Here is a 20,220-nt window from a genome sequence, read left to right on the forward strand (position 1 = left end):
CAGTGCGAGTTGTATATCATTCCTTTCCTACATCAAACCACAACGATACCGCCACCACTCTCTGACGCATCGTCGTTGTATATCATTCCTTTCCTACATCAAACCACAACTGCGTCTGCCAGGTATGCCCACCATGCGCGTTGTATATCATTCCTTTCCTACATCAAACCACAACCAGTCCCAGTTGCTCGCGCAGTTGGTCGCGTTGTATATCATTCCTTTCCTACATCAAACCACAACCTAGGTTGAATTTTGGCCTGTTTTTCAGGCATTTACGAAGCTTTTTTAGCCTAAGAAGTGGCTTGTTTTTGTGGATTATCGTTGCAAAAATACTAAAAAAATTCCAATTGCAAAGGATCTGTCGGTACTTTTTTACTCTTTTCCTTCCCCCAGAAGTTAACTATATCACCATATTGTTTATCTGTTACACTAAGTATGCTCACCATACCAGTTTCTGGAACAATAGATTTAACCCTTTTGATATGTACGGCTTGACTCTCTTTTGATGCACAATGTCGTATGTATACAGAGAATTGCAACATAACGAAACCGTCTTTCATCAAGTTCTTGCGAAAGGTCGCAGCAATTTTGCGTTCTTTCTTAGTTACAACTGGTAAATCAAAGAATACAAACAGCCACATAATACGGAAACAGGATTCGAAAACATTAATGTTTGCTTTATCATATTAACCTCCTTATCTCACCAAGATCGTTAATTTCGAAATCTAAGTCCTGAACGAGTGCATTAAACTGATTATAGCTATTAACGATTAAAGGACGATAATCTTCGTTAATCTTAAATGAACCAGATTTTTCTTCTAAATCCTTTTTCTCTCTGGCTTCTTGATGGTGCATCATATATATTCTCCCATCATATTTCATCTTTGTAATTATGTATAACCGCTTTTGCAAGTTGCGTATATCAAGATCCCATACTTCATCTCTATTATTCTCATACAAAAGGATCATAGTACCAGATTTTAATTTATAAATCAAATCAAATCCTTCCTTTGAATAATACGATTCCCATACAACTTTTCCTACTTGCGACCTCTTATGACTTTTTATTACTTCAGTAGCCTCCAAACTATTAATCACAACATGTTGCCGGATTTCGCGACCTTTATTGTTGAGCTTAGAGAATATAAGCATCATGTAATTACCATCATTTGTCACATAATAATGTTGTTTATAATCTTTATCTGACAAATCTCGTTGATCTTTTAGCTCGATTGGCTTCTTAACATCATTACGAAATACCCGAACTTTCTTTATTGGTATATGTTTTTCTTCGTTCATCCAAATACCCTTATTGATAGCCGCCTTCAAACTACCGTGAATAGCTATAGCTGACTCAATTATACTTCTTACAGTAGGATCTACAATATTTCCAATCGACTTTGCATCAAGAGCTTCAATATTTGTTCTATAAACATACTTTATTTCTCCTTCATGATTGATGGCACCATAGAATTTATCATTATGTAAGGAATTCCTTGAAGTATCACCCTTCATTTGTAGTTTGTTTCCAAACTTATCTCTGATTATTCTACCATCTTTTCCACGAAGATTTTTTTTAGTAAACTTTTCCAAGTTATCTTTAGCATAATGTGCTATCAACAATTCGTCCTGAATATGCTTGATATCAATAACAAAGGATGGCCAAGGCTTATCAAACGTTGGCTTTGTTTTTCCTTGGAATAAATAATCATCATATTGATGACGATAATCCGCCAATTTATCATACTCAGCCTTGCCGATACAGGCGATAGTAATTGCATCAATACAATGGTGAACATGATTAACTCGTTCTTTCTTTGCATACTCGTCCTGTATACCCCACATCTTTCTAAAATCGGACGTAGCGATACCTTTTACAATATATACCTGTTTAAAAACAGATTTAAGATACATACGTGCATAGCGAGAAATAACGCTAATATCAGTTCCCTGACGACGAGAGAAGCCTTCAGGAACTTCTGTCATCGTGAATCGCTGGTACTTGCCTCGCCAATAATCACGTTGCAATATCAGATAATGACGTCGACGGATTTTACTATCTTTATCTTCTTTTGATGTCGCCCCTTTAGTACTAATCTTACGTATCTGCTTGTCTATATCTTCATATTTTTCTTTCCAATTACTAATACGTTCCAGTATTTCGTCATGATTTACTAATTCTGCAGGGAGCTTTGTTTTCTTCTCGTCTCTATTAAACCTACTACTACAAAGCGTGAGGTTCATTTTTGTACTATCTCCCCCAGCGCTACGAGGGATTGTATGCTCAATATCGTATTTGGGATTATCACCCAAGAAGTCTGTAATACGAATCTCATCGCCAGTATATAAGCACTTATGATTCTGTTCCTCCCATAACTGATATTTCAAAATATCTGTATCAGACGGAGATGCGATGTATTTCTCGATTTCTTTGCGACAACGTTCTCTTTCCTTTTCATTTTCACGCTGCCACGTTTGTATAGCCCAACGTTTGTTGGCATCGTTTAAGTCGCGCGAAAATTCGATATGCACTTTCGTATCAGGAGTAATATATCCTTTTTTCAGCATCAGGTTAACCACCTTTCTAAGTCGGAACAACGAATGCATTGCCATCGGATTCTTAACACTACTTATTCGAGGAGAACCAAGTTGGAACACACCTTCATCATTTGGACGCTGTCTGGGATATGGATCCAACATTGATGGGTGATAAAGTTTCTTCAGATTATCATCGCTTACTTGATACCTTTCTTTAAGGAATGTTTTTACGCACCCTTCGAGCGTAATTCCATCGATGTTATTCTTGTCATACGAGTGCATCACATCAATAACATTTTCGATAGCAGCCTCTCGCATTTCTTTAATCCCCCAAACATGTTGAGGTAACACATCAACAAGATTCGCCAAGAATACCGCTTCTGAATAAATAAGTCCATAATCTCGCAAGTAAGGCATTATTTTGCGTATTGCTTTTAGACTCAAAGCTGCATAATCGTTGGGAATAGATATTTTGCTAAACTTCTCAGCTAATTCATCATCCAACTGTAAACGGTCCTTGGCAAACTCTTTCAGTTTATCCTCATCGTCATAGAAAAATAAAACATGCCATACATCGTTCATAATTTGGAATCGACTCTTATTATTTGCAAGCGTGTAAACCTCACAAACACTACTAAGCCAATCTTCACCAAATATTTCCTCTAACTGCGCATTTACAGGACTACCAGAAACCTGAGTATCCATTTGGTAGTTGAACTTATACGCTTTCTCTTCATTACTCTTAATATAGCAATAGTTATTCTTGCCAGCAATCTTTTTGGCAATATCTTCGAATGGGAATGTACGTTTTGATTTACGTTTAAACAAGGGAATAATAAGTTGTTTTTCCTCATCTGTAAGACTTCGTTCACCCTTATCGTAAAGCGTATCTACCTGCACTTTGATATTATTGATAAAACTATACATTCTAAAATCCTCGTATAGTGGATGAGATGATGGACAACGAGATTTACCTTTTTCGAATGTACAAGTTCCAACCTGCCCCTTTTGCGATTTGAGAGGACGCTGGTCAAATATTGCTTTCTCTAACTTTTCAATAAGCGCGTCATCAAGCTCTTGCTTAGAGCAAATAGCCTTAAACTCTTTCAAATAATGTTCTTTACGAGCTGTATAGTGATTCCTTATCTTTTTGCCTTGTTGATAAAGCTGATAAAAATATTCACCAAGATACTCACAGCCAGAATCTTTCATATCCTTAGAAAGACTACTTATACCCTCTTTTACAGTTCCTTCAGACTCTTTCGTAGCCTCCTTGCGATTACTCAAGAAACCTCTGCGTTGGTTTAAATGGTATAAAGCACGACCTAGAATAAAACGCTGAGTAATATCACTCAAATCAAGTTTCTGAGTTAAGCAGATATATCTAAACTTATATGGATTAACCTGAGCCTTATCTTCTGTTCGCTGCCACTCCATAAATGTATCATCAGTAGGATATACTTTCTTTAATCGCCACTGACGAAGTTGCTCATGTTTAAGCCTAGGACACAAGTCATTATCAGACAATATAGTCAGTAATCTTATCTTTCGAATCTTTCTTCGCCAATAGTGTTTCCTAACAGAACGATGCTCTGTTCGCTCTGCAGCTTTTGACGACTCTATTCCTTTTTCTATTTTAACACCTTCTGAAAAGATATTTGTACCTTTAGCAACTAGGTGATATTGATTCTCATCCTTATCTACAATAGCCCATCCGAGGCTATTGGTTCCTGTATCAATACCTAAGATTCTCTCCATAATAGCAATATTTAGTTAAATTTTGCGGTAAAAGTACGAAATAATTTTGAAATAACAAAGGTTTTTCCTATTTTTGCACACGTAAGATTCCTACATCTTATCACAATAAGGCCATTATGGCCGAAGGGTAAAACCTATGCTCCCGCTTCGGTGGGAGCTTTTTTATTCAAATTCCAGGAGGAACAAATTGAATAACAAGAAAAAAAATTCGATTTTTTGCGAATTTAAAATAAATATATTATCTTTGCACCCAAAATAGTTATTATTATGGTAGTAACGTTCAACGAGGATTATCTGGAGAAGCTCTATACAAAGGGCGAGACTGGGGTGAAGAAACTCCGGTTTCAACCACAGATAGTCAGAGGATATCAAAAGGGCATCAAATTTCTGATTCAAGCCAAACGGAAAGAAGATTTGTTCCCCTTTAAGTCTCTTCATTTCGAAGCGTTGCATGGCGACAAGGAGGGACGTTTCTCTATAAGGGCTAATGATCAGTATCGCATAGAATTCACTCTAGAAGAGACTGGCGACGAGCCCGTAGTAACAATATGTAATATAATGGAATTGTCAAATCACTATAAATAAATAAGGTATGGCTAAAAATAATTTTTCAAAAGAAAAGATTGCTAATAACATGACATCATCGATGTTGATTCATCCTGGTGAGATGATCAAGGATGAGATTATGGCGCGTGGCCTTACCCAAAAGGATTTGGCCCAGCAGATGGGGGTATCATATACGGTGTTTAACGAGATATTGAATGGTAAGCGACCTGTTACAACCGAGTATGCTCTATTACTTGAGGCTGCTCTTGGTACAGATGCCAACATCTGGCTTGGCTTGCAGGCAGATTACAACATGCAGAAGATGAAGCAGGACAAATCATTCATGTCGCGCTTGGAGAAGATTCGCAAGATTGCAGCGATATTTTAATCCTCTGTATAGAGTTTGTCTTTCTCGAAGGTGATGCCTTCGTAGAGTTCTTGGTGGCCTTCGTAGCTCTGGGGGAGGAAGTGGAGGCGGACACCACGGATGTGCTTTTTGGCTTTAAAATCCTTGAGATTGTCAACCTTTTCGCTTTCGATTTCGAGCTTCATCATGCCCCAGTCCTCTAAGCGCACACGATCGCCCTCACGTAAATGATTGTTTACAACCTCGGCAACACTCGTCATGACTGCCAATACATTAGAAGTATGCGTACCCATGCGTTGGGCCACTTCTTTAATAAGTTGCCTGCTCTCTACGGTGTGGTAGTGAACTGCCACAGCCTTGTACTTACCAAAAGTGGGCAACGTTGGTTTGGTTTCTTTCTTTAATCTATATTTCATAAGTAATACGTTTTTAGTGCTGCAAATATACACATTTTCTAGAGAATAAACAAAATAATTAATGAAAATATTATTTTTTGTTGAATGCGGCAGAGAAAATAAAATAAAAAATTATGCAATAAGCCTACATGCCTACATATTTTTGACTTAAACACCTATTACACAATATGTTACAAAGATTAAAGCCTACACAAAGCCCCACAAAAGCCTACATAAAGCCTACATGCAGCCTACATGTTTTTGCCGTTTACCCACGTACTAACAGATATTGTTTGCCTGAATAGCAACCTTTATCCTTAATACTCGTTACGAAATTCTCTAGAGAATTTTGCAGCTACCCAGGTACTCAGTAATGTTTAGTAAGGCACTTAGCCGAAAATTCTCTAGAGAATTTCGCAGCATCCTTTAGGGAGAAATATTGCAAGTACATTAATAAGTATGTTTTCGCAAGGCAGGAAGTAGCTTTTTGTGCCTTAAAAAGTTACTTTTGGGATGTCGAAAAGCTACTTTTCGGTCGAATTTATGTAGGCTTTATGTAGGCTTTTGTGGTACTTTATGTAGGCTTGAAAACGCACAAAACCATCTGTACATGCGGTTTTCGAGCGATTTTATGTAGGCATGTAGGCTATATAGCAAAAATAATTTCTAAAAATGTAATTAATTCTCGAATATTTGTAGTACCTTTGTGGGCGATTATCATAAACAAATAACTAATAAACATAAATATGAAGATTACATTACTTAAAAAAGAAGGCCGTAAAGAGGTTATTAACCGTGTAGAGTTGGCTGAGATGGCCTCAGCCATCAAGAATGGTATGATTGAGAAGACTGTGCGCCAAACGCGCGAGGTATATCATTTGATGAATCCACACAGATTGAGCGACGGACAGATTACCACACAAATAGAGGGTGGCATCAAACTGCCACGCATCTGTTTTGTGGCCGACTATCAGAATCGCAAAGGCGATTGGCGCATGCTGGCCTATAATGGATTGGTAGTACTGGAGGTGAACGACCTGCAGACCTACGAAGAGGCTGTAGAAATAAGAGAGTTGGCCAAGAAACTGCCTGAAACATTGATGTGCTTTCTGGGTGGATCGGGAAGAAGCGTAAAAATCGTCTGCCGAGGCGAACTATTTGAGGGCGGTTTGCCCAAGGGCGAGAAGGATATCCGCCAATTCCATCTTAATCTGTATAACACAGCCAGACAAGCCTATCAGAACCAGTTTGGATTCGACATCCAGTTTTTGGAGCCACGACTGGACCGCACCGTCTACATGAGCGCCGATCCCGAGATGGGCTATAATGCCGATGCTCGTCCGTTTTACGCCGATACCAATGAGCACACCCTACCCCAGCCTGTAACCATCAGTAGGGATGAAGATCATCTGATGCCAGGTCGCACCGTTACGCGAACCTATCATCTTAACTGGACCTTTATCGTCGAGACCATCATGGGCCACTATTTTGATTTGCCCGATGAGAATAAAGAGGCCGAGTTGCTAATGCAGATAGCAGCCAGATGCCTTGACGAGGGTATCCCTCAGGCGCATGCCAAGGGCTTGACGATGCTGCACCCTGTGCTGAATCGCGACAAGATGCTGGTTGAGAAGATTTTCCAGACCGTTTATAGCGTGACCGAACAGGAGGATTATCGCGAAAAGCATAAGATTAAGCCCTTGAAGAGTGTGCCCGAAGATACTATCCAGGCGATGAAGACTGAGATATTCCTGAATTCGAACTTCGATATGCGTAAGAACCTGCTTACGGGTGTAGCCGAGTATCGCGAGAAGTTTAGCAACGACCAGCGATTCAAGCCTCTTACCGAAGAGGTGCGTAACGATATGACGCTGAGAGCCACCGAGTTAGGACTGAAAGCGTGGGACAGAAACGTGAACCGCTTTATCGACTCGACCCGTATTGAGCAGTTCGACCCCATCAATACCTGGCTTGATCAGTTGCCCAAATGGGACGGGCATGATTACATAGCCGAACTGGCAGCCCGTGTACCCACCTCGCAGCCACATTGGCCAAAGTACCTGAAGTATTGGCTGATGGGCATGGTAGGACAATGGCGCGAAAGCGATAAGCAGTTGACAGGTAATGCACTCACGCCACTATTGATTGGTCGCCAGGGATGTGGTAAAACGCGATTCTGCAAGATCATCCTGCCACCCGAACTGCGCGATTATTACAACGACAAGCTGAACTTTAAGAACGAGTTCGACCTGAACATTGCCCTTACCAGCTTTGCCCTCATCAACATTGATGAGTTTGATAAGACCACCTCGTCGCAGCAGATTGTACTGAAGTATCTGCTGTCGTCGAGCGATGTGAAGTTCCGTCCACCATACGGCAAAACCATCAAGTTATATCGCCGTTACACCTCGTTTATCGGCACTACCAACCAGATGAAACCGCTGGTTGACCCAACAGGAAGCCGCCGTTTTGTGTGCGTAGGTGTAGAGGGCAACATCGACTTCAGCGACACGCTGAACCACGAGCAGCTGTTTGCCCAGGCCCTATACCTATTTAATAAAGGTGAGCGCTTTTGGCTGAATGATGATGAAATCAAGCAGCTGATGGCCGAGAACGAGCCGTTCCAGAAGCTGAACGATCTGGTTGAGATGATTGGCGAGACCTTCCGCCGCCCCAAGGAAACAGAGCAAGGCAAGTGGTGGAGTCTGGGCGATATCAGTCAGGTGCTGGCCACGCGCTATGCCAACTTCGACCCAGAAACGCCATTCCAGAAGATAGGCAACGCCTTGAACGATGTTCAGTTCAATTTTAAGAGCAAACGCAAAACCAACCACATGGAATACTGGTTGATTGAGAAATAAAACACATGCTGTAATGGTGCAATGAAATGCTGATTAGTAGTCATGAATCTGAGCCCGAATCTGAGAGGAAAAGTAAAAGGCAACCAACATTGAAGTGAAATCAACTATCGGCTGCACCCACATGCAGCCAAACAAAGGCCATAGCGCATTCATGACAATGAGCAGGGGAATATCGACAACACCTTTTCGCAGGATACTGCAGATAAGGGCCTCTCGTGAACGCTCCATAGCTTGAAAGAGCGTGATGGAGGGATAGCACACCGCCATGAATGGCATGGCTACTACCTGTATCCGGAGAAAAGGTACGATGTATGATACCGTGAGCGATTCCTGTGTGAACAGCATGGCCAATTGGTATGCCCAAATTTCAAAGACAGCGAAGCACAGCATGGCAAATCCGAACGAAATGATACAGCCACACTTGAACACGTGATTGCGCCGGACAACGTTACCCGACGAGTGGTTGTAGGCAAGTAGTGGCAAGATGCCTTGAGAAAGTCCGATGGTAAAATAGAGCGGCAGATAGTCGAGCCGTTTCACAATGCCAAGGGCTGCTGTTGCCTCAGTGTTATATTGGGCAACAAAGTGCGTCAGGGCTGCTACGGCAACCACCGTCAGCATATACTGTATAGATGATGGGAAACCAACCTTGGAAATGCTGCCTATATAATGTCTGGTATAGCGCAGAAGCTGTGGTGCAAAGGTCAACACGCCAGTCTTTCGGCGACGCCAGATGACGACAAGCAGCCACAATACCGAAACCATGTTTGATACTGCCGTGGCGATACCTGCACCAACAATACCCATATTACCCATGCTCGGCAGCATGAGCAGAGGATCGAGCAAGCAATTCAATATACCTCCTGCCGAGATGCCGATGGAAGCCTGGAGTGCCATGCCCTCTGCTCTGACCAGATTGGCAAGCACGAGATTCATGATGACCGGTATGCCGCCGATGGTAATCACCCAGAACGCATACTCCTTGGCGGGGGCAAGAGTTCGTTCGTTGGCACCGATGAGGCTCAGTAGTATGTCGCTATACAACGGAAAGGACAAACAGCATACCAATGCCAGTATCATACCCATCCAGAAGGTGATCGATGCCACACGTTGCGCCCCTGTATAATCGTGCTTGCCCAGATGATTTGCAAACTGGCTTCCGCCGCCAACTCCAGGCAGGTTACCGATGGCGGTCAGCATCAGATAGAGGGGCAGTACAATAGTAGCCGCCGCCACCAGTTCCGGCTTGTTCAGACGTGCCAGGAAAAAAGTGTCGGCCCAGTTGTAAAGAAGCACTATCAGTTGAGCCACAATGGCTGGGATACTCTGAGCTAGTACAGCCCTTGCAACAGGCATTCGCTCAAAGACTTCTATGTCAACCTTATAGGAGCGCATTCTGATAGCTATACATGTTCATTATACACTCCCAGCAGTCCAGCCTGTTCCACCCGCAGCCTGATGGCTTCGATGTCGGTGGTGTATAGCTGTTTTTCCTTCATGCGGTTGAAGTAGTTTCCACCCGAGAAGGTAAAGCGCTCCATGGTGTCGTGCCTTTCCTTGATAGCACTGTTAGCCGCTGCAATGAGGTCGCCTACGGCAAGAGTCTGCGGCAGTGTCAGCAAGGGCTTGGCGGCAGCCAATCGTGCAGCGTTGTGACCAGCCAAGGTTCCTGTGGTAATGGCCTCTGTGTGACCAATAAACAGACCACTTTTCTCGCCAGCGCAAAGCAGGTTGCTGATACCATCCACAGTCATAGCATTTGAGCGGTAGGCTACTGAGAGGTAACGTATGGAGTTGCCCTTGCTGCCAGCACATGGATCTACGTAACGGGCATTTTCCATGCCGGGCAGCCGCCTCAACTTCTCAACGGGATAGTAGCTGGTCATGAGCTTGGCGTCGCCAGTATCGAGTAGGATCATATTCTCAGAGAAATCCTTGATGGCATATTGTTTACAGGCCTTTATCTTCAGTTTGTCGTAGTTGATCTCCTCCTTAGGAAGTGGTATCAAGGCTACACCTTTGCTGTTCAATTCTTCCTGCAGCGCTGCCGACAGACTCTCTTTCGAAACCTTGCACGATCCAGAGAACACACCGAACATGTCGGGCTGGCGTTCGCCCTGATAATCCTGGCCTCCACAGCGCTCAGTGATACTGATGCGCGGACCAAAGGCCGGGCAGCGCAGCACGCACATGCAGCAACCATTGCCATATTTCAAGCAGTTACCCATTGGTCCGGCACTGCCTGTAGTTTCAATGAAGACATCACCTTCGAAAAGGTCGCCAGAGTCGGCATAGACACCTTTCAACTGATTGTTATCACACACTACATCGCAGATGTGTGTAGAACAGTGAACATCAATACCCATTTCCAGAACCAGTCTACGAACATGCGCCTCGATGGTGTTGACGGGATAGAGTGTGGCGTGATGATGACCTGGGAACTCCACATTGCGGTGCAACGCAATACGGTCAATCAACTGGAACAGTTCGCCACCTCCCAGCGCAATCATCTCTTCGGCAGCCGTGAACCTACCGTTGTTACGCATGATTCCACCTGCATTGCCACATCCCAGCAACATATCTGTTTTCTCTATCAGACAAACCTCGGCGCCAGCTTTTCTTGCAGCTATCGCAGCAGCTGTACCAGCCCATCCGCCTCCTATGATAATAACTCTCATATAACGTTTATTTTATTTTTACTTGTTCTTTACAATGATGAATCACCCGTTTGTCGGCAGTTGTTTCTGTGCATGCGCCGCACACACCTTCGCCGCAACACATCCTGGCATTGTTACAGGCCGAAAGCTTTACATGACGGTTGCCGATATAATGCAGATAGGCGGCCACCTGGTGTATCACATATTCCGAAGCACCGACATGAATCAGGCTGCCGCCATCGGCCACGAACCGTCTGATAACGTGCTTGGCAGGTGTGCTGAGCTCACCATCGTCATCAAGCAGAGTCAAAGGCTTAAATGGGAGTTCAAACAGATCGAGCTGGAACTTCAGGATAGAAGGTGAGAAATTTCCTTCGTCAACATACAATTCTGTTTCGTTGTGCCTGGATTGAAGATATCTGACTGCGGATACCGATGGCAATAAACCAATGCCCTTGGTCAGTATCAGGCAGCGACTCGATTGTTGCGCTTCCAGATGCTGCAATCCTAACAGGCCGTTGTTGAACGGGCCGCGTAGCAGTAGCGTGTCACCCTCGGCCAAGTCCTTGAACTGGTTCGTCTTGACACCACGAAAAAGAAGCGTCATTCCGATGCTGCCCACCATCATCTCCTCAAATTGTACGGAGATGGGGACATCGTACCAGGAAGCCGCATCTTTACGGCGTACAAACACAAAGCCGCCCGGACGTTTCACCTCCCTCTCTAATGATATAGGAACCTTCACCCTTAAAAATACCAAGCCGTCGTAATGAATCACCGATATCACCTCGCATTCATACGTTAACCTACCGGGGTTTGCCTTCCCACCATTTCTGAGCAGTTCCTGCTTGATGCAGATACCACCACTGGCCTTACAGTCGCAAAAGGCCTTGCCATTGACCTGACTGCAAACTACACAACCACCCGTCACCGCCAAAATACATGGGCAGAAACGGCTGCCATAATCAGCACATAAACCGTTTATAATCACAAGTTTTCAATCTTTCAGTTAATAGATGCTGCAAATATAAAAAGAAATATCTGAATTTGGATCAATCCGATTGTTAATAATTATTAACGTGCAATTAGTTCTACTGGTTAATGGAAAAAAAAATAAAGAGCCCTCACGAAGGTGAGGCCCCTCTGGCGTAACATAGTGGAGCTGGAGGGAGTCGTAATCGACGTAGTCGCTTCGCTTGCGAAGAACCCTCACGAGGGTGAGGCCCCTCTGGCGTAACATAGTGGAGCTGGAGGGAGTCGTAATCGACGTAGTCGCTTCGCTTGCGAAGAACCCTCACGAGGGTGAGGCCCCTCTGGCGTAACATAGTGGAGCTGGAGGGAGTCGAACCCTCGTCCGCACAAGGAAACCATACGCTTTCTACACGCTTATCTTGGCCTTCATTTTCGAGCTGCGGCAAGACCCAAGCCACCAACCGCAACCTTATCTCCTAAAATTTCACCGCTACATCGGAGTCTGCAACGACTATTTCCGATTTAACCTGCGCCGCTTGATCTTTGGATTCGGAACAACATCCTCGGAGCGACGTCTCGTTCCTCTACCTTGTAAAGGAATAAAGCCAGTAATCTACTATACTTCGATTAGGCAGCGAGAGCATACTCATTGTTGCCAATTAAATTTTCCTTGACTCAGATTATGGAGGGAACCAAAGAAGCCTCCGCGTGCTTACGTACCATTTCATCTCGCCGTCAAATCCAGTCAACCCCAAGACGTAAATGTCGTAATTTCGAATCGCTCACTAGCTATTCGGCTGCAAAGATAGCACTTTTTCTGCTACAAACCATGTTTTTAAGCAAAAAATTAGTATTTTTGTAGCCGATTTCTATAATAATAAGGTGTAAGAAACGTTTTATAAGATATATGAAGACCCGTTTTTATATAGCTATTTGCGCGGCTATGGTGATGGCAAGCTGCTCGACGCCACGCAATTTCAACTATCTGCAGGACCTACAGAACGGTCAGCAGACGGATATCACCATCGACGGAACCATTAAACTGCAACCTAACGATCAGCTAACGGTGATTGTAAAGAGCAAGGACCCGCTGATGAGCAACCTGTTTAACAAGAGTATGGCCACCCAGATTACCCAAGGTAACGCTGCAGGCAATCCCTATATTGCCCCCTATACCGTAAGTCCGCAAGGCACGATTGATTTCCCAGTCATTGGCGAGATACTTGTGGGTGGATTGACCAGATATGAGGCCGAACAGACCATCAAACGCGAGCTGCAGAAGGAGCAGCTGAAGGATGCCAACGTAACTGTGGAGCTGCAGAACATGACCTACACAGTAACTGGCGAAGTAAAGGAACCTGGTGTTTACAAGATTGAGAAAGACCAGATAACGCTGCTGGAGGCGCTAGGTAAGGCAGGCGACCTGTCGCAGTATGGTAAGCGCGACTCGGTGATGGTAATCAGAACCGATGGCGGCAAACGTAAAACCTACGTATTGAGCCTTACCGACGGACAGAAGCTGTTAAACTCTGAAGCCTTTAACATCCACCAGAACGACATCATCTACGTAAAAGCCAATAACGTAAGAGCACGCCAGTCGACTGCCAACGGCAACGAGACACGTAACGCATCGTTCTGGCTGTCGATTGTATCGGTGCTCACCACTGTAGCCGTATTCCTATTTAAATAATCAAGCTGATATGGACTTAAAAACATACATAAACGAATGTAAGAAACACTGGCGATGGTTTGCAGCCACGCTTGCCACAGCCCTGATAGCTGCTATCCTGTTCCTGCTGATGTTCGCCCCACGATATGAACGTAGCGCCACTGTGCTTATCAAGGACGAGAACGGTGGTGGCGGATTGTTGTCATCGATGTCAGCCAGCATGGGTATGCTGGCCGGAATGGCAGGCATCAACATCGCATCGAACGTCAGCAACGAGATGGAGATCATGTCGTCGCCTGCCCTACTGATGGAAGTAATCAACCGCTTAGGTCTGGACACACGCTATGCCGCTTACGACGGGCTGATGAAATGCGACCTTTGGGAGGAAACGCTGCCAGTAAAGCTCACCTTCCCAAAGCTGACAGACAAAGACGGCGCCTACCTGAAGATGGACCTGCGAAAGGACGGAACATTTACGCTTTACAAGATGCGTAAGAACAAGGAAAAACTGAGCGGCGAGGTAGAAGGCAAGGTAAACACCGTATGCCAAACGCCTATCGGACCTGTTAGCGTGATTGCCACCAAATACTTTAAACAGGTGATGGACGAGAAGGGCGAAATGACCATCCGCATTACCAAAGAAAGGAAATACGATCAGGTGGAGCGCTGCATGGAGCAGTTGGATATCGACCTGACCGACGATCAGACCAGCATCATCCACATAGGCTATCGCGACCAGATAGCCGAGCGCGCCGAACTGATTATCAGCACACTGATAAACGTGTATCAGGAGGCTTGGATGAACGACAAGAAGAATGCTGCCGACATCTCTACCCAGTTTATTAACGAACGCATCAAGGACATTGAGCAGGAGTTGAGCGGACTGGATAAGGACATCGCTCAGTTCAGAGGTAGCAACCTGATGCCCGACTACGAGGAGGCCGCCAAGATGTTTATGACCAATGCCAGCTTGACCTACGAACAGCAGGTAAAGGTTAACAACCAGTTGTATATGATGGAGCAGATGCGCAATCAGGTTAACCATACCGAAGGAACGAACCAGGTATTGCCAGCCAATCTGCTACCCGACAACGAGAATGTAGCCAAGCAGATTAACGAATACAACAAGCTGCAACTGCAACGCAACCAGATGGCCGAGAACAGTAGCGATAACAACCCTCTGGTAAAGGATTTGGATGTACAGCTTGGCAGTATGCGCAAGGCTATTGTAAACTCGTTGGATCATGGTGTGGCCCAGTTACGTGCAAGTCAGAAGGCTGTGAATCGTGAAGATCAGAAACTGAAACAGCAGATATCAGCAGCCCCATCGGCTGTAACAAAAGTTCTGCCAGCCGAGCGCCAGCATAAAATCATCGAGGCCCTTTACATCTACCTCTTAGAGAAGCGCGAGGAGAACAGTCTTACCCAGGTGTACAACTCGCAGAATCTGCGCATCGTATCGCCCCCTATGGGAAAACTTAAGCCTGTATTCCCCAAGAAAGGCCGCACACTGGCTGCAGCATTCCTGCTAGGTTTGTGCATACCAGCATGCATTATTTACATGAGGCAACGTAAAAAAGAATAATGCAGAATACTATACAGAAATTGTCCCAACAAGTATTAACCAGCGACATAGGTAAACGTATTGCCTATGGCGCTTTTTGGTCGATGACAGGTACTGCCTTGGGTAAATTTCTGGTATTAGTAGCTGGCATTATTTGCGCTCGAATTCTTGGCAAAGAGATTTTTGGCGAGTTCGGTATGGTCAGATCTACTGTAGGCATCTTTATTGTATTAGGTTCTGCAGGCATTGGCATTACCGCCACACGCTTCATCTCTTTATATAGAACAACTGACCAGAGCCATTCGTATAGCATCTATCGTCTGTCGCTGCTTTTTGCATTTTGTTCCGGCATGGTGCTCACAGTTTGCTTAATGCCGATGGCCAAAACCATTTCAGAAGTGGTACTTCATTCACCACATCTTTCAACTGCCATACAAATAGCAGCACTCATTTTGTTTGCATCAATTCTTAATGCTACATTGAATGGTGTGCTTACAGGGCTGGAGGACTTTAAATCGATAGCCATCAATACACTTATTGGCAGTAGCATCGAATCAATACTGATGGTGCTTGGAGCATGGTATTATGGTTTACATGGTGCTATTATCGGCTTTGGACTGGGCATAGCAGCGCAGTATATAGCCAATCACATAGCTATTCGTAAAGACTTCAAGAAATACGGCATTACGTCAACAAGCCATATCGAAAGAAAAGACTATAGCCTTATTTATTCATACTGCATTCCGGCCACACTATCGGCCCTTACCGTAGCCCCTGCATTTTTTATAATCAGGGCTATGGTGGTTAGAGCAACTGGCTACGGTGAATTGGCCATTTTCGAAGCGGCCGACCAATGGAAAGTTATCATTCTGTTCATCCCTACAGCTGTTAGTCAGATAGTGCTTCCTATCCTCTCGAGTACTACAGATGGTAAAAAATTCAGCAAAGCACTACTGGCCAATATAGCATTGATAGGTATTGTATCGGTAGTTGTAGCTGTTATCATCAGTATACTCAGTCCATACATTATGCCATTATACGGAAGCAGCTTTGACAATCAAACGCCACTTATGCTATTAGCCGCATCAACTGTTTTTTCTTCTATTGCCAACGTCATTGAAATGGCCGTTTGCAGCAAAGAAAAAATGTGGCAGAACTTTGCATTGAATCTCGTATGGGCCACTATAATGATAGTTTGCGCACAAATGAATATTAATAAAGGAGCTACTGGTTTAGCACTTGCCGTACTTATTTCGTACGCCATCAAGTGTATACTATTCTCTCTGTATCTTAAACATATCAATCAGCATGAAGATAAGTAATCACATAGAATATGGTTTACTTGGAGTAAGTTTGGTATTACTCCAGTTTGCTGGTTACTCAGTACTAACCTTGCCATTCTTGGCATTAACGGCAGTGCTGATGTTCTCTTTCAAATCACTACAGACACAAGTAGAGGAAAGCGCTCCATTCTCACTATTCTTAGTTACAGCATTTATCGTAGGTCTAGTGCACTTAATTTTCAGAGATACAACCGCCAAGTCGCTAATGATGTGGGGCCAACTATATTTTCTCGCCATTATCCTAGCCTGTGCAAGCAACAAACAAAAGGTTATTTCCATCATCAAATACGTTATCTACGCTATTTTTCTTGCAGATATCACCTCAAACATACTGCTTGCTGCTGGATATTCATTACCTTGGACTCACTTCCCGCCCATACGTCCAGGCGAAATATTACCCAGATTCCCTGGTGTAAAGAGTAGTTCTCTGTTCTCTGGCAGTATTTCTTTCCTAGCACTTTGCTGCATCATCCAAGAACCTATCAAGCCAAAATGGTTGAAGTTTTTTATTGAGTTCATGATGTGTATAAACCTGCTTCTGGCAGGCTCATTCAGGTATTACATTATCCTTGCTGCTGTTATCGGATTATACGTATTAAAACTATACAGAAAGCCCAAATTACTGATTAGCTTCTATATCTGTTTTATTGTATTCGTTGTTCTGTTTACTTATCTTACCAAAGATATTAGTCAGAGTAACATGCTAAGGTGGAAATTATGGTTACACACAATCGATCATATCAGCGATAGTCCGATCTGGGGCATAGGTTTCTATTTCCAGTACCTAAGAGAACATACAATATTCACCTTCCACAACTTAGCTGTGGCTGGAGTTACCGAATCAACAATTCTACTATTTGCATGGTGTTTTGGACTCCCCATCATGGTCATATTCCTTTATGCCCTTTATAAAACCCTTAGACAATTTTCAAACTATAGCGAGTACAAATTATTTCTTGGATTATTCTTAGGATTAAGCTTAGATCTCTTCTGGGGAGGCAGCCTCGACAATTGCATGTCGCTCTCAATATTCCTCTTATGTATGTATCAAATCAATCACGATGAAAAAGTTCAGCATCATCATACCAACCTATAATCAGTTGCCTTTGCTGAAACGGGCACTTGAGTCGGTTCTGCACCAACAGGATGCAGACTACGAGGTGATTGTGACTGATGACTCGGATAACGAAGATATTGCCACATACATCCAATCAATTGGTAATCAGTCGGTTAAATACTTTTATCACAAATCTACTGGAAGAGCTGCCGACAATTGGAACTTCGGTTTATCGAAGGCTGAGGGGCAGTATGTGATAGTGATGCACCACGACGAAGCAATGGCAAGCAGTAATCACTTAAGTTTGATGGCTCAGGCCTTGACTGATGCCGATGTGGCGATTGCCGACATAGAGGTGATGAATGGTGGCAAGCAAAGTAGCAGATGGCTCTCCCACCTTACCAGAAAGTTATGTTGCAAGCATCCCGAATGTCTATTCCTACAGAATGCCATCGGACCTACCGCCTGTATCGCTTTTAAGCGCGATCAGCTTCAGTCATTCAATCCAAATTTGAAATGGCTGGTAGATATAGAGTGGTACTATCGCCTACTAAAAGGTAAGCGTGTAACTATCTGCAAGCGTTGCAAGATACAATCTACCCACGGACATGCAGAACAGATTAGCCAGCAACTGGATATTATGCAGGCTTTCAGTCAAGATAAAGCCATCATCTGTCAGACTCATGGCAACGCTGTACGCTTGATGCTGTGGCTATATGAGCACTTGATATTAGGAACCAAACGATTATTACGACGGATATGAGGATAGTAAAAGTGTTAGGCGGTCTGGGCAATCAGATGTTTCAGTTTGCTCTTTACAAGGCGCTGCAAAAGCAGTACCCTGAGGAGCGCGTGCTGTTAGACCTGCACTGCTTTAACGGCTATCACAAACATCGCGGTTTTGAGATAGACAGCGTGTTTGGTGTTACCTACGAAAAGGCCACTTTGAAAGAAGTAGCCAGTCTGGCCTATCCCTACCCTAACTACCAGTGCTGGCGGATAGGTAGCAGAATACTTCCTGTACGCAAAACCATGCTCAAGGAGGAGCCCAACTTTACGTTAGAGCCCTCAGCACTCAGCCTACCAGATAGTACTTACTACGATGGTTACTGGCAGCACGAGGAGTATTTCATGCATATCCGCGAGGAAATACTCAGCACATACGCTTTCCCCGCATTCGACGATGAGCGCAATAAAACAACTGCACAGTTGGCTGCAAGCACTAACAGCTGTAGCATACACATCCGTCGTGGCGACTATCTGACAGACCCTTTACGTAAAGGCACTACCAATGGTAACTACGTGATTGCCGCCATCAAAGAAATGCAACAAGAGGTTAAGCCCGAAAAATGGCTGGTATTTTCTGACGACATCGCCTGGTGCCAGCAGCATCTGGCCTCAACACTCGACGCCACAAACACCATCTATATAGATTGGAACACAGGCGCTAACAGCATTCACGATATGCACCTGATGGCACTCTGCAGGCATCATATTATCGCCAACTCATCCTTTTCGTGGTGGGGCGCATGGCTCAGTCAACAGGATGGCATAACCATCGCACCATCTAACTGGATGAACTTAAAGGATGTATGTTCACCAGTGCCTGATAATTGGATAAAAATATGAATAAGATATCTGTTCTCATATCAGTATATAGCAAGGAACAGCCTGCGTATCTGCAGCAAAGCCTTGACAGCATCTTCGCCCAGACGATGCCGCCTGATGAGGTGGTGCTGGTAGAAGACGGACCACTGACAGAGCCACTCTTGGCGGTGATAGCATCATTCGCCCAACAGCATCAGGAACTCCACATCGTAAAACTACCCACGAATGTAGGCTTAGGCCTTGCGCTGAACGAGGGATTGAAACATTGCCATAACCATCTGGTGGCACGTATGGACTCGGATGACATCATGAAACCTGAACGTTTGGCTAAGCAAGCTGCCTATCTTGAGCAGCACCCCGAGACAGCTATCGTGGGTTCGTGGACAGAGGAATTCAGCGGTAGCATTAACGAATCGTGCGCCATCCGTAAGGTGCCCGAGACTCACCAGCAATTGGTGGCTTTTAGCAAGCGCCGCAATCCTATGAACCACCCTACTGTGATGTTCCGCAAACAAGCAGTAGAGGCTGCCGGCAACTACAGACACTGTCTGCTTTTTGAGGATTACGACCTTTGGGTAAGAATGATGAGCCAAGGTGCACACTTCCACAATCTGCAAGAGTCGCTACTCTATTTCCGAGTGTCGAACGACTTCTTCAAACGTCGTGGAGGCTGGGCTTATATCCGTCAGGAAATCAGATTCCAGCAGTCGCTACACCAAATGGGACATATCGGCTATGCCACCATGATACAGAACATCATGATGCGTACCTTATTAAGAATGATACCCAACAAATGGCGACAAAAAAGCTATCTTTTCTTGCTGCGGAAATAATAAATTGAGAGATTTTACGTTATATATTAAGATTAAGGAACTAAATAATATT

At 44.2% G+C, this 20,220-nt stretch carries 16 protein-coding genes, 1 other RNA gene and 1 CRISPR repeat array (1 of these 18 cut by a window edge); of the genes, 10 read left to right on the forward strand and 7 right to left on the reverse strand.

Annotated features, from left to right (window positions below):
• Window positions 1-240: a CRISPR direct-repeat array (repeat unit 36 nt; unit sequence GTTGTATATCATTCCTTTCCTACATCAAACCACAAC) (it extends 716 nt beyond the left edge of the window).
• A 92-nt stretch (window positions 241-332) separates the two neighbouring features.
• Both cas2 and cas9 read right to left on the reverse strand, forming a co-directional pair.
• Window positions 333-641 carry a CRISPR-associated endonuclease Cas2 gene (cas2, locus tag PRU_RS06840; RefSeq protein ID WP_013065591.1) on the reverse strand — a complete coding sequence of 103 codons (309 nt, stop codon included), beginning with the start codon at window positions 639-641 and terminating at the stop codon, window positions 333-335.
• A 40-nt stretch (window positions 642-681) separates the two neighbouring features.
• Complete coding sequence (gene cas9, locus PRU_RS06845) at window positions 682-4,296, reverse strand: type II CRISPR RNA-guided endonuclease Cas9 (protein ID WP_013063831.1); 3,615 nt, start codon at window positions 4,294-4,296, stop codon at window positions 682-684.
• A gap of 267 nt (window positions 4,297-4,563) precedes the next feature.
• Here cas9 and PRU_RS06850 point away from each other — a divergent pair, with 267 nt between their 5' ends.
• Together PRU_RS06850 and PRU_RS06855 are read left to right on the forward strand one after the other, a co-directional pair.
• The gene (locus PRU_RS06850; protein ID WP_013064830.1) at window positions 4,564-4,881 is read left to right on the forward strand and encodes a type II toxin-antitoxin system RelE/ParE family toxin; all 318 of its coding nucleotides are present in this window, start codon (window positions 4,564-4,566) and stop codon (window positions 4,879-4,881) included.
• A gap of 7 nt (window positions 4,882-4,888) precedes the next feature.
• Complete coding sequence (locus PRU_RS06855; RefSeq protein WP_041385863.1) at window positions 4,889-5,230, forward strand: HigA family addiction module antitoxin; 342 nt, start codon at window positions 4,889-4,891, stop codon at window positions 5,228-5,230.
• On the opposite strand, the gene PRU_RS06860 is transcribed toward PRU_RS06855, so the two are convergent.
• Complete coding sequence (locus PRU_RS06860; RefSeq protein ID WP_013064412.1) at window positions 5,227-5,625, reverse strand: HU family DNA-binding protein; 399 nt, start codon at window positions 5,623-5,625, stop codon at window positions 5,227-5,229. The genes PRU_RS06855 and PRU_RS06860 overlap by 4 nt on opposite strands.
• A 725-nt stretch (window positions 5,626-6,350) precedes the next feature.
• Here PRU_RS06860 and PRU_RS06865 point away from each other — a divergent pair.
• Window positions 6,351-8,465 carry a virulence-associated E family protein gene (locus PRU_RS06865; RefSeq protein WP_013063776.1) on the forward strand — a complete coding sequence of 705 codons (2,115 nt, stop codon included), beginning with the start codon at window positions 6,351-6,353 and terminating at the stop codon, window positions 8,463-8,465.
• A gap of 33 nt (window positions 8,466-8,498) precedes the next feature.
• Here PRU_RS06865 and PRU_RS06870 read toward each other — a convergent pair whose 3' ends face one another.
• The 4 genes from PRU_RS06870 to ssrA form a co-directional block, all read right to left on the reverse strand.
• Complete coding sequence (locus PRU_RS06870) at window positions 8,499-9,776, reverse strand: MATE family efflux transporter (protein WP_218140768.1); 1,278 nt, start codon at window positions 9,774-9,776, stop codon at window positions 8,499-8,501.
• A 92-nt stretch (window positions 9,777-9,868) separates the two neighbouring features.
• Window positions 9,869-11,143: an FAD-dependent oxidoreductase gene (locus PRU_RS06875; RefSeq protein ID WP_013065449.1), complete on the reverse strand. Its 1,275-nt coding sequence runs from the start codon at window positions 11,141-11,143 to the stop codon at window positions 9,869-9,871.
• A gap of 7 nt (window positions 11,144-11,150) precedes the next feature.
• On the reverse strand, window positions 11,151-12,113 hold the full coding sequence (locus PRU_RS06880; protein ID WP_013063434.1) for a sulfide/dihydroorotate dehydrogenase-like FAD/NAD-binding protein: 963 nt from the start codon (window positions 12,111-12,113) through the stop codon (window positions 11,151-11,153).
• A 333-nt stretch (window positions 12,114-12,446) separates the two neighbouring features.
• Window positions 12,447-12,847, reverse strand: a transfer-messenger RNA (tmRNA) gene (ssrA, locus tag PRU_RS15585).
• A 154-nt stretch (window positions 12,848-13,001) separates the two neighbouring features.
• On the opposite strand from ssrA, the gene PRU_RS06885 reads away from it, so the two are divergent.
• From PRU_RS06885 to PRU_RS06915, 7 genes are read left to right on the forward strand one after another with little or no spacing between them, the layout of a single operon-like run.
• Window positions 13,002-13,784: a polysaccharide biosynthesis/export family protein gene (locus PRU_RS06885; RefSeq protein ID WP_013063582.1), complete on the forward strand. Its 783-nt coding sequence runs from the start codon at window positions 13,002-13,004 to the stop codon at window positions 13,782-13,784.
• Window positions 13,785-13,794: 10 nt separating this feature from the next.
• A complete protein-coding gene (locus tag PRU_RS06890; protein ID WP_013064213.1) occupies window positions 13,795-15,348 on the forward strand; it encodes a GumC family protein in 1,554 nt (517 codons plus the stop codon).
• Window positions 15,348-16,649: an oligosaccharide flippase family protein gene (locus tag PRU_RS06895; protein ID WP_013064226.1), complete on the forward strand. Its 1,302-nt coding sequence runs from the start codon at window positions 15,348-15,350 to the stop codon at window positions 16,647-16,649. Before PRU_RS06890 ends, PRU_RS06895 begins: the two co-directional genes overlap by 1 nt.
• Window positions 16,636-17,766 (forward strand): hypothetical protein, encoded by a 1,131-nt coding sequence (locus PRU_RS06900; RefSeq protein WP_013064479.1) that lies wholly within the window; start codon window positions 16,636-16,638, stop codon window positions 17,764-17,766. The genes PRU_RS06895 and PRU_RS06900 overlap by 14 nt, the downstream gene beginning before the upstream one ends.
• A complete protein-coding gene (locus tag PRU_RS06905; RefSeq protein WP_013065078.1) occupies window positions 17,732-18,490 on the forward strand; it encodes a glycosyltransferase family 2 protein in 759 nt (252 codons plus the stop codon). Before PRU_RS06900 ends, PRU_RS06905 begins: the two co-directional genes overlap by 35 nt.
• Window positions 18,487-19,356 (forward strand): alpha-1,2-fucosyltransferase, encoded by an 870-nt coding sequence (locus PRU_RS06910; protein WP_013063247.1) that lies wholly within the window; start codon window positions 18,487-18,489, stop codon window positions 19,354-19,356. Before PRU_RS06905 ends, PRU_RS06910 begins: the two co-directional genes overlap by 4 nt.
• Complete coding sequence (locus tag PRU_RS06915; protein ID WP_013063026.1) at window positions 19,353-20,168, forward strand: glycosyltransferase; 816 nt, start codon at window positions 19,353-19,355, stop codon at window positions 20,166-20,168. Before PRU_RS06910 ends, PRU_RS06915 begins: the two co-directional genes overlap by 4 nt.
• Window positions 20,169-20,220 lie beyond the last annotated feature (52 nt).

Origin of the sequence: Xylanibacter ruminicola 23, assembly GCF_000025925.1 — a bacterium.
Classification (GTDB): Bacteria; Bacteroidota; Bacteroidia; order Bacteroidales; family Bacteroidaceae; genus Prevotella; species Prevotella ruminicola.

What these genes read in the sequence shown, in the direction of transcription:
- cas2 (WP_013065591.1), bottom strand. Translation starts at nt 641, where the DNA reads ATGTGGCTGTTTGTATTCTTTGATTTACCAGTTGTAACTAAGAAAGAA.
- cas9 (WP_013063831.1), bottom strand. Translation starts at nt 4,296, where the DNA reads ATGGAGAGAATCTTAGGTATTGATACAGGAACCAATAGCCTCGGATGG.
- PRU_RS06850 (WP_013064830.1), top strand. Translation starts at nt 4,564, where the DNA reads ATGGTAGTAACGTTCAACGAGGATTATCTGGAGAAGCTCTATACAAAG.
- PRU_RS06855 (WP_041385863.1), top strand. Translation starts at nt 4,889, where the DNA reads ATGGCTAAAAATAATTTTTCAAAAGAAAAGATTGCTAATAACATGACA.
- PRU_RS06860 (WP_013064412.1), bottom strand. Translation starts at nt 5,625, where the DNA reads ATGAAATATAGATTAAAGAAAGAAACCAAACCAACGTTGCCCACTTTT.
- PRU_RS06865 (WP_013063776.1), top strand. Translation starts at nt 6,351, where the DNA reads ATGAAGATTACATTACTTAAAAAAGAAGGCCGTAAAGAGGTTATTAAC.
- PRU_RS06875 (WP_013065449.1), bottom strand. Translation starts at nt 11,143, where the DNA reads ATGAGAGTTATTATCATAGGAGGCGGATGGGCTGGTACAGCTGCTGCG.
- PRU_RS06885 (WP_013063582.1), top strand. Translation starts at nt 13,002, where the DNA reads ATGAAGACCCGTTTTTATATAGCTATTTGCGCGGCTATGGTGATGGCA.
- PRU_RS06890 (WP_013064213.1), top strand. Translation starts at nt 13,795, where the DNA reads ATGGACTTAAAAACATACATAAACGAATGTAAGAAACACTGGCGATGG.
- PRU_RS06895 (WP_013064226.1), top strand. Translation starts at nt 15,348, where the DNA reads ATGCAGAATACTATACAGAAATTGTCCCAACAAGTATTAACCAGCGAC.
- PRU_RS06900 (WP_013064479.1), top strand. Translation starts at nt 16,636, where the DNA reads ATGAAGATAAGTAATCACATAGAATATGGTTTACTTGGAGTAAGTTTG.
- PRU_RS06905 (WP_013065078.1), top strand. Translation starts at nt 17,732, where the DNA reads ATGAAAAAGTTCAGCATCATCATACCAACCTATAATCAGTTGCCTTTG.
- PRU_RS06910 (WP_013063247.1), top strand. Translation starts at nt 18,487, where the DNA reads ATGAGGATAGTAAAAGTGTTAGGCGGTCTGGGCAATCAGATGTTTCAG.
- PRU_RS06915 (WP_013063026.1), top strand. Translation starts at nt 19,353, where the DNA reads ATGAATAAGATATCTGTTCTCATATCAGTATATAGCAAGGAACAGCCT.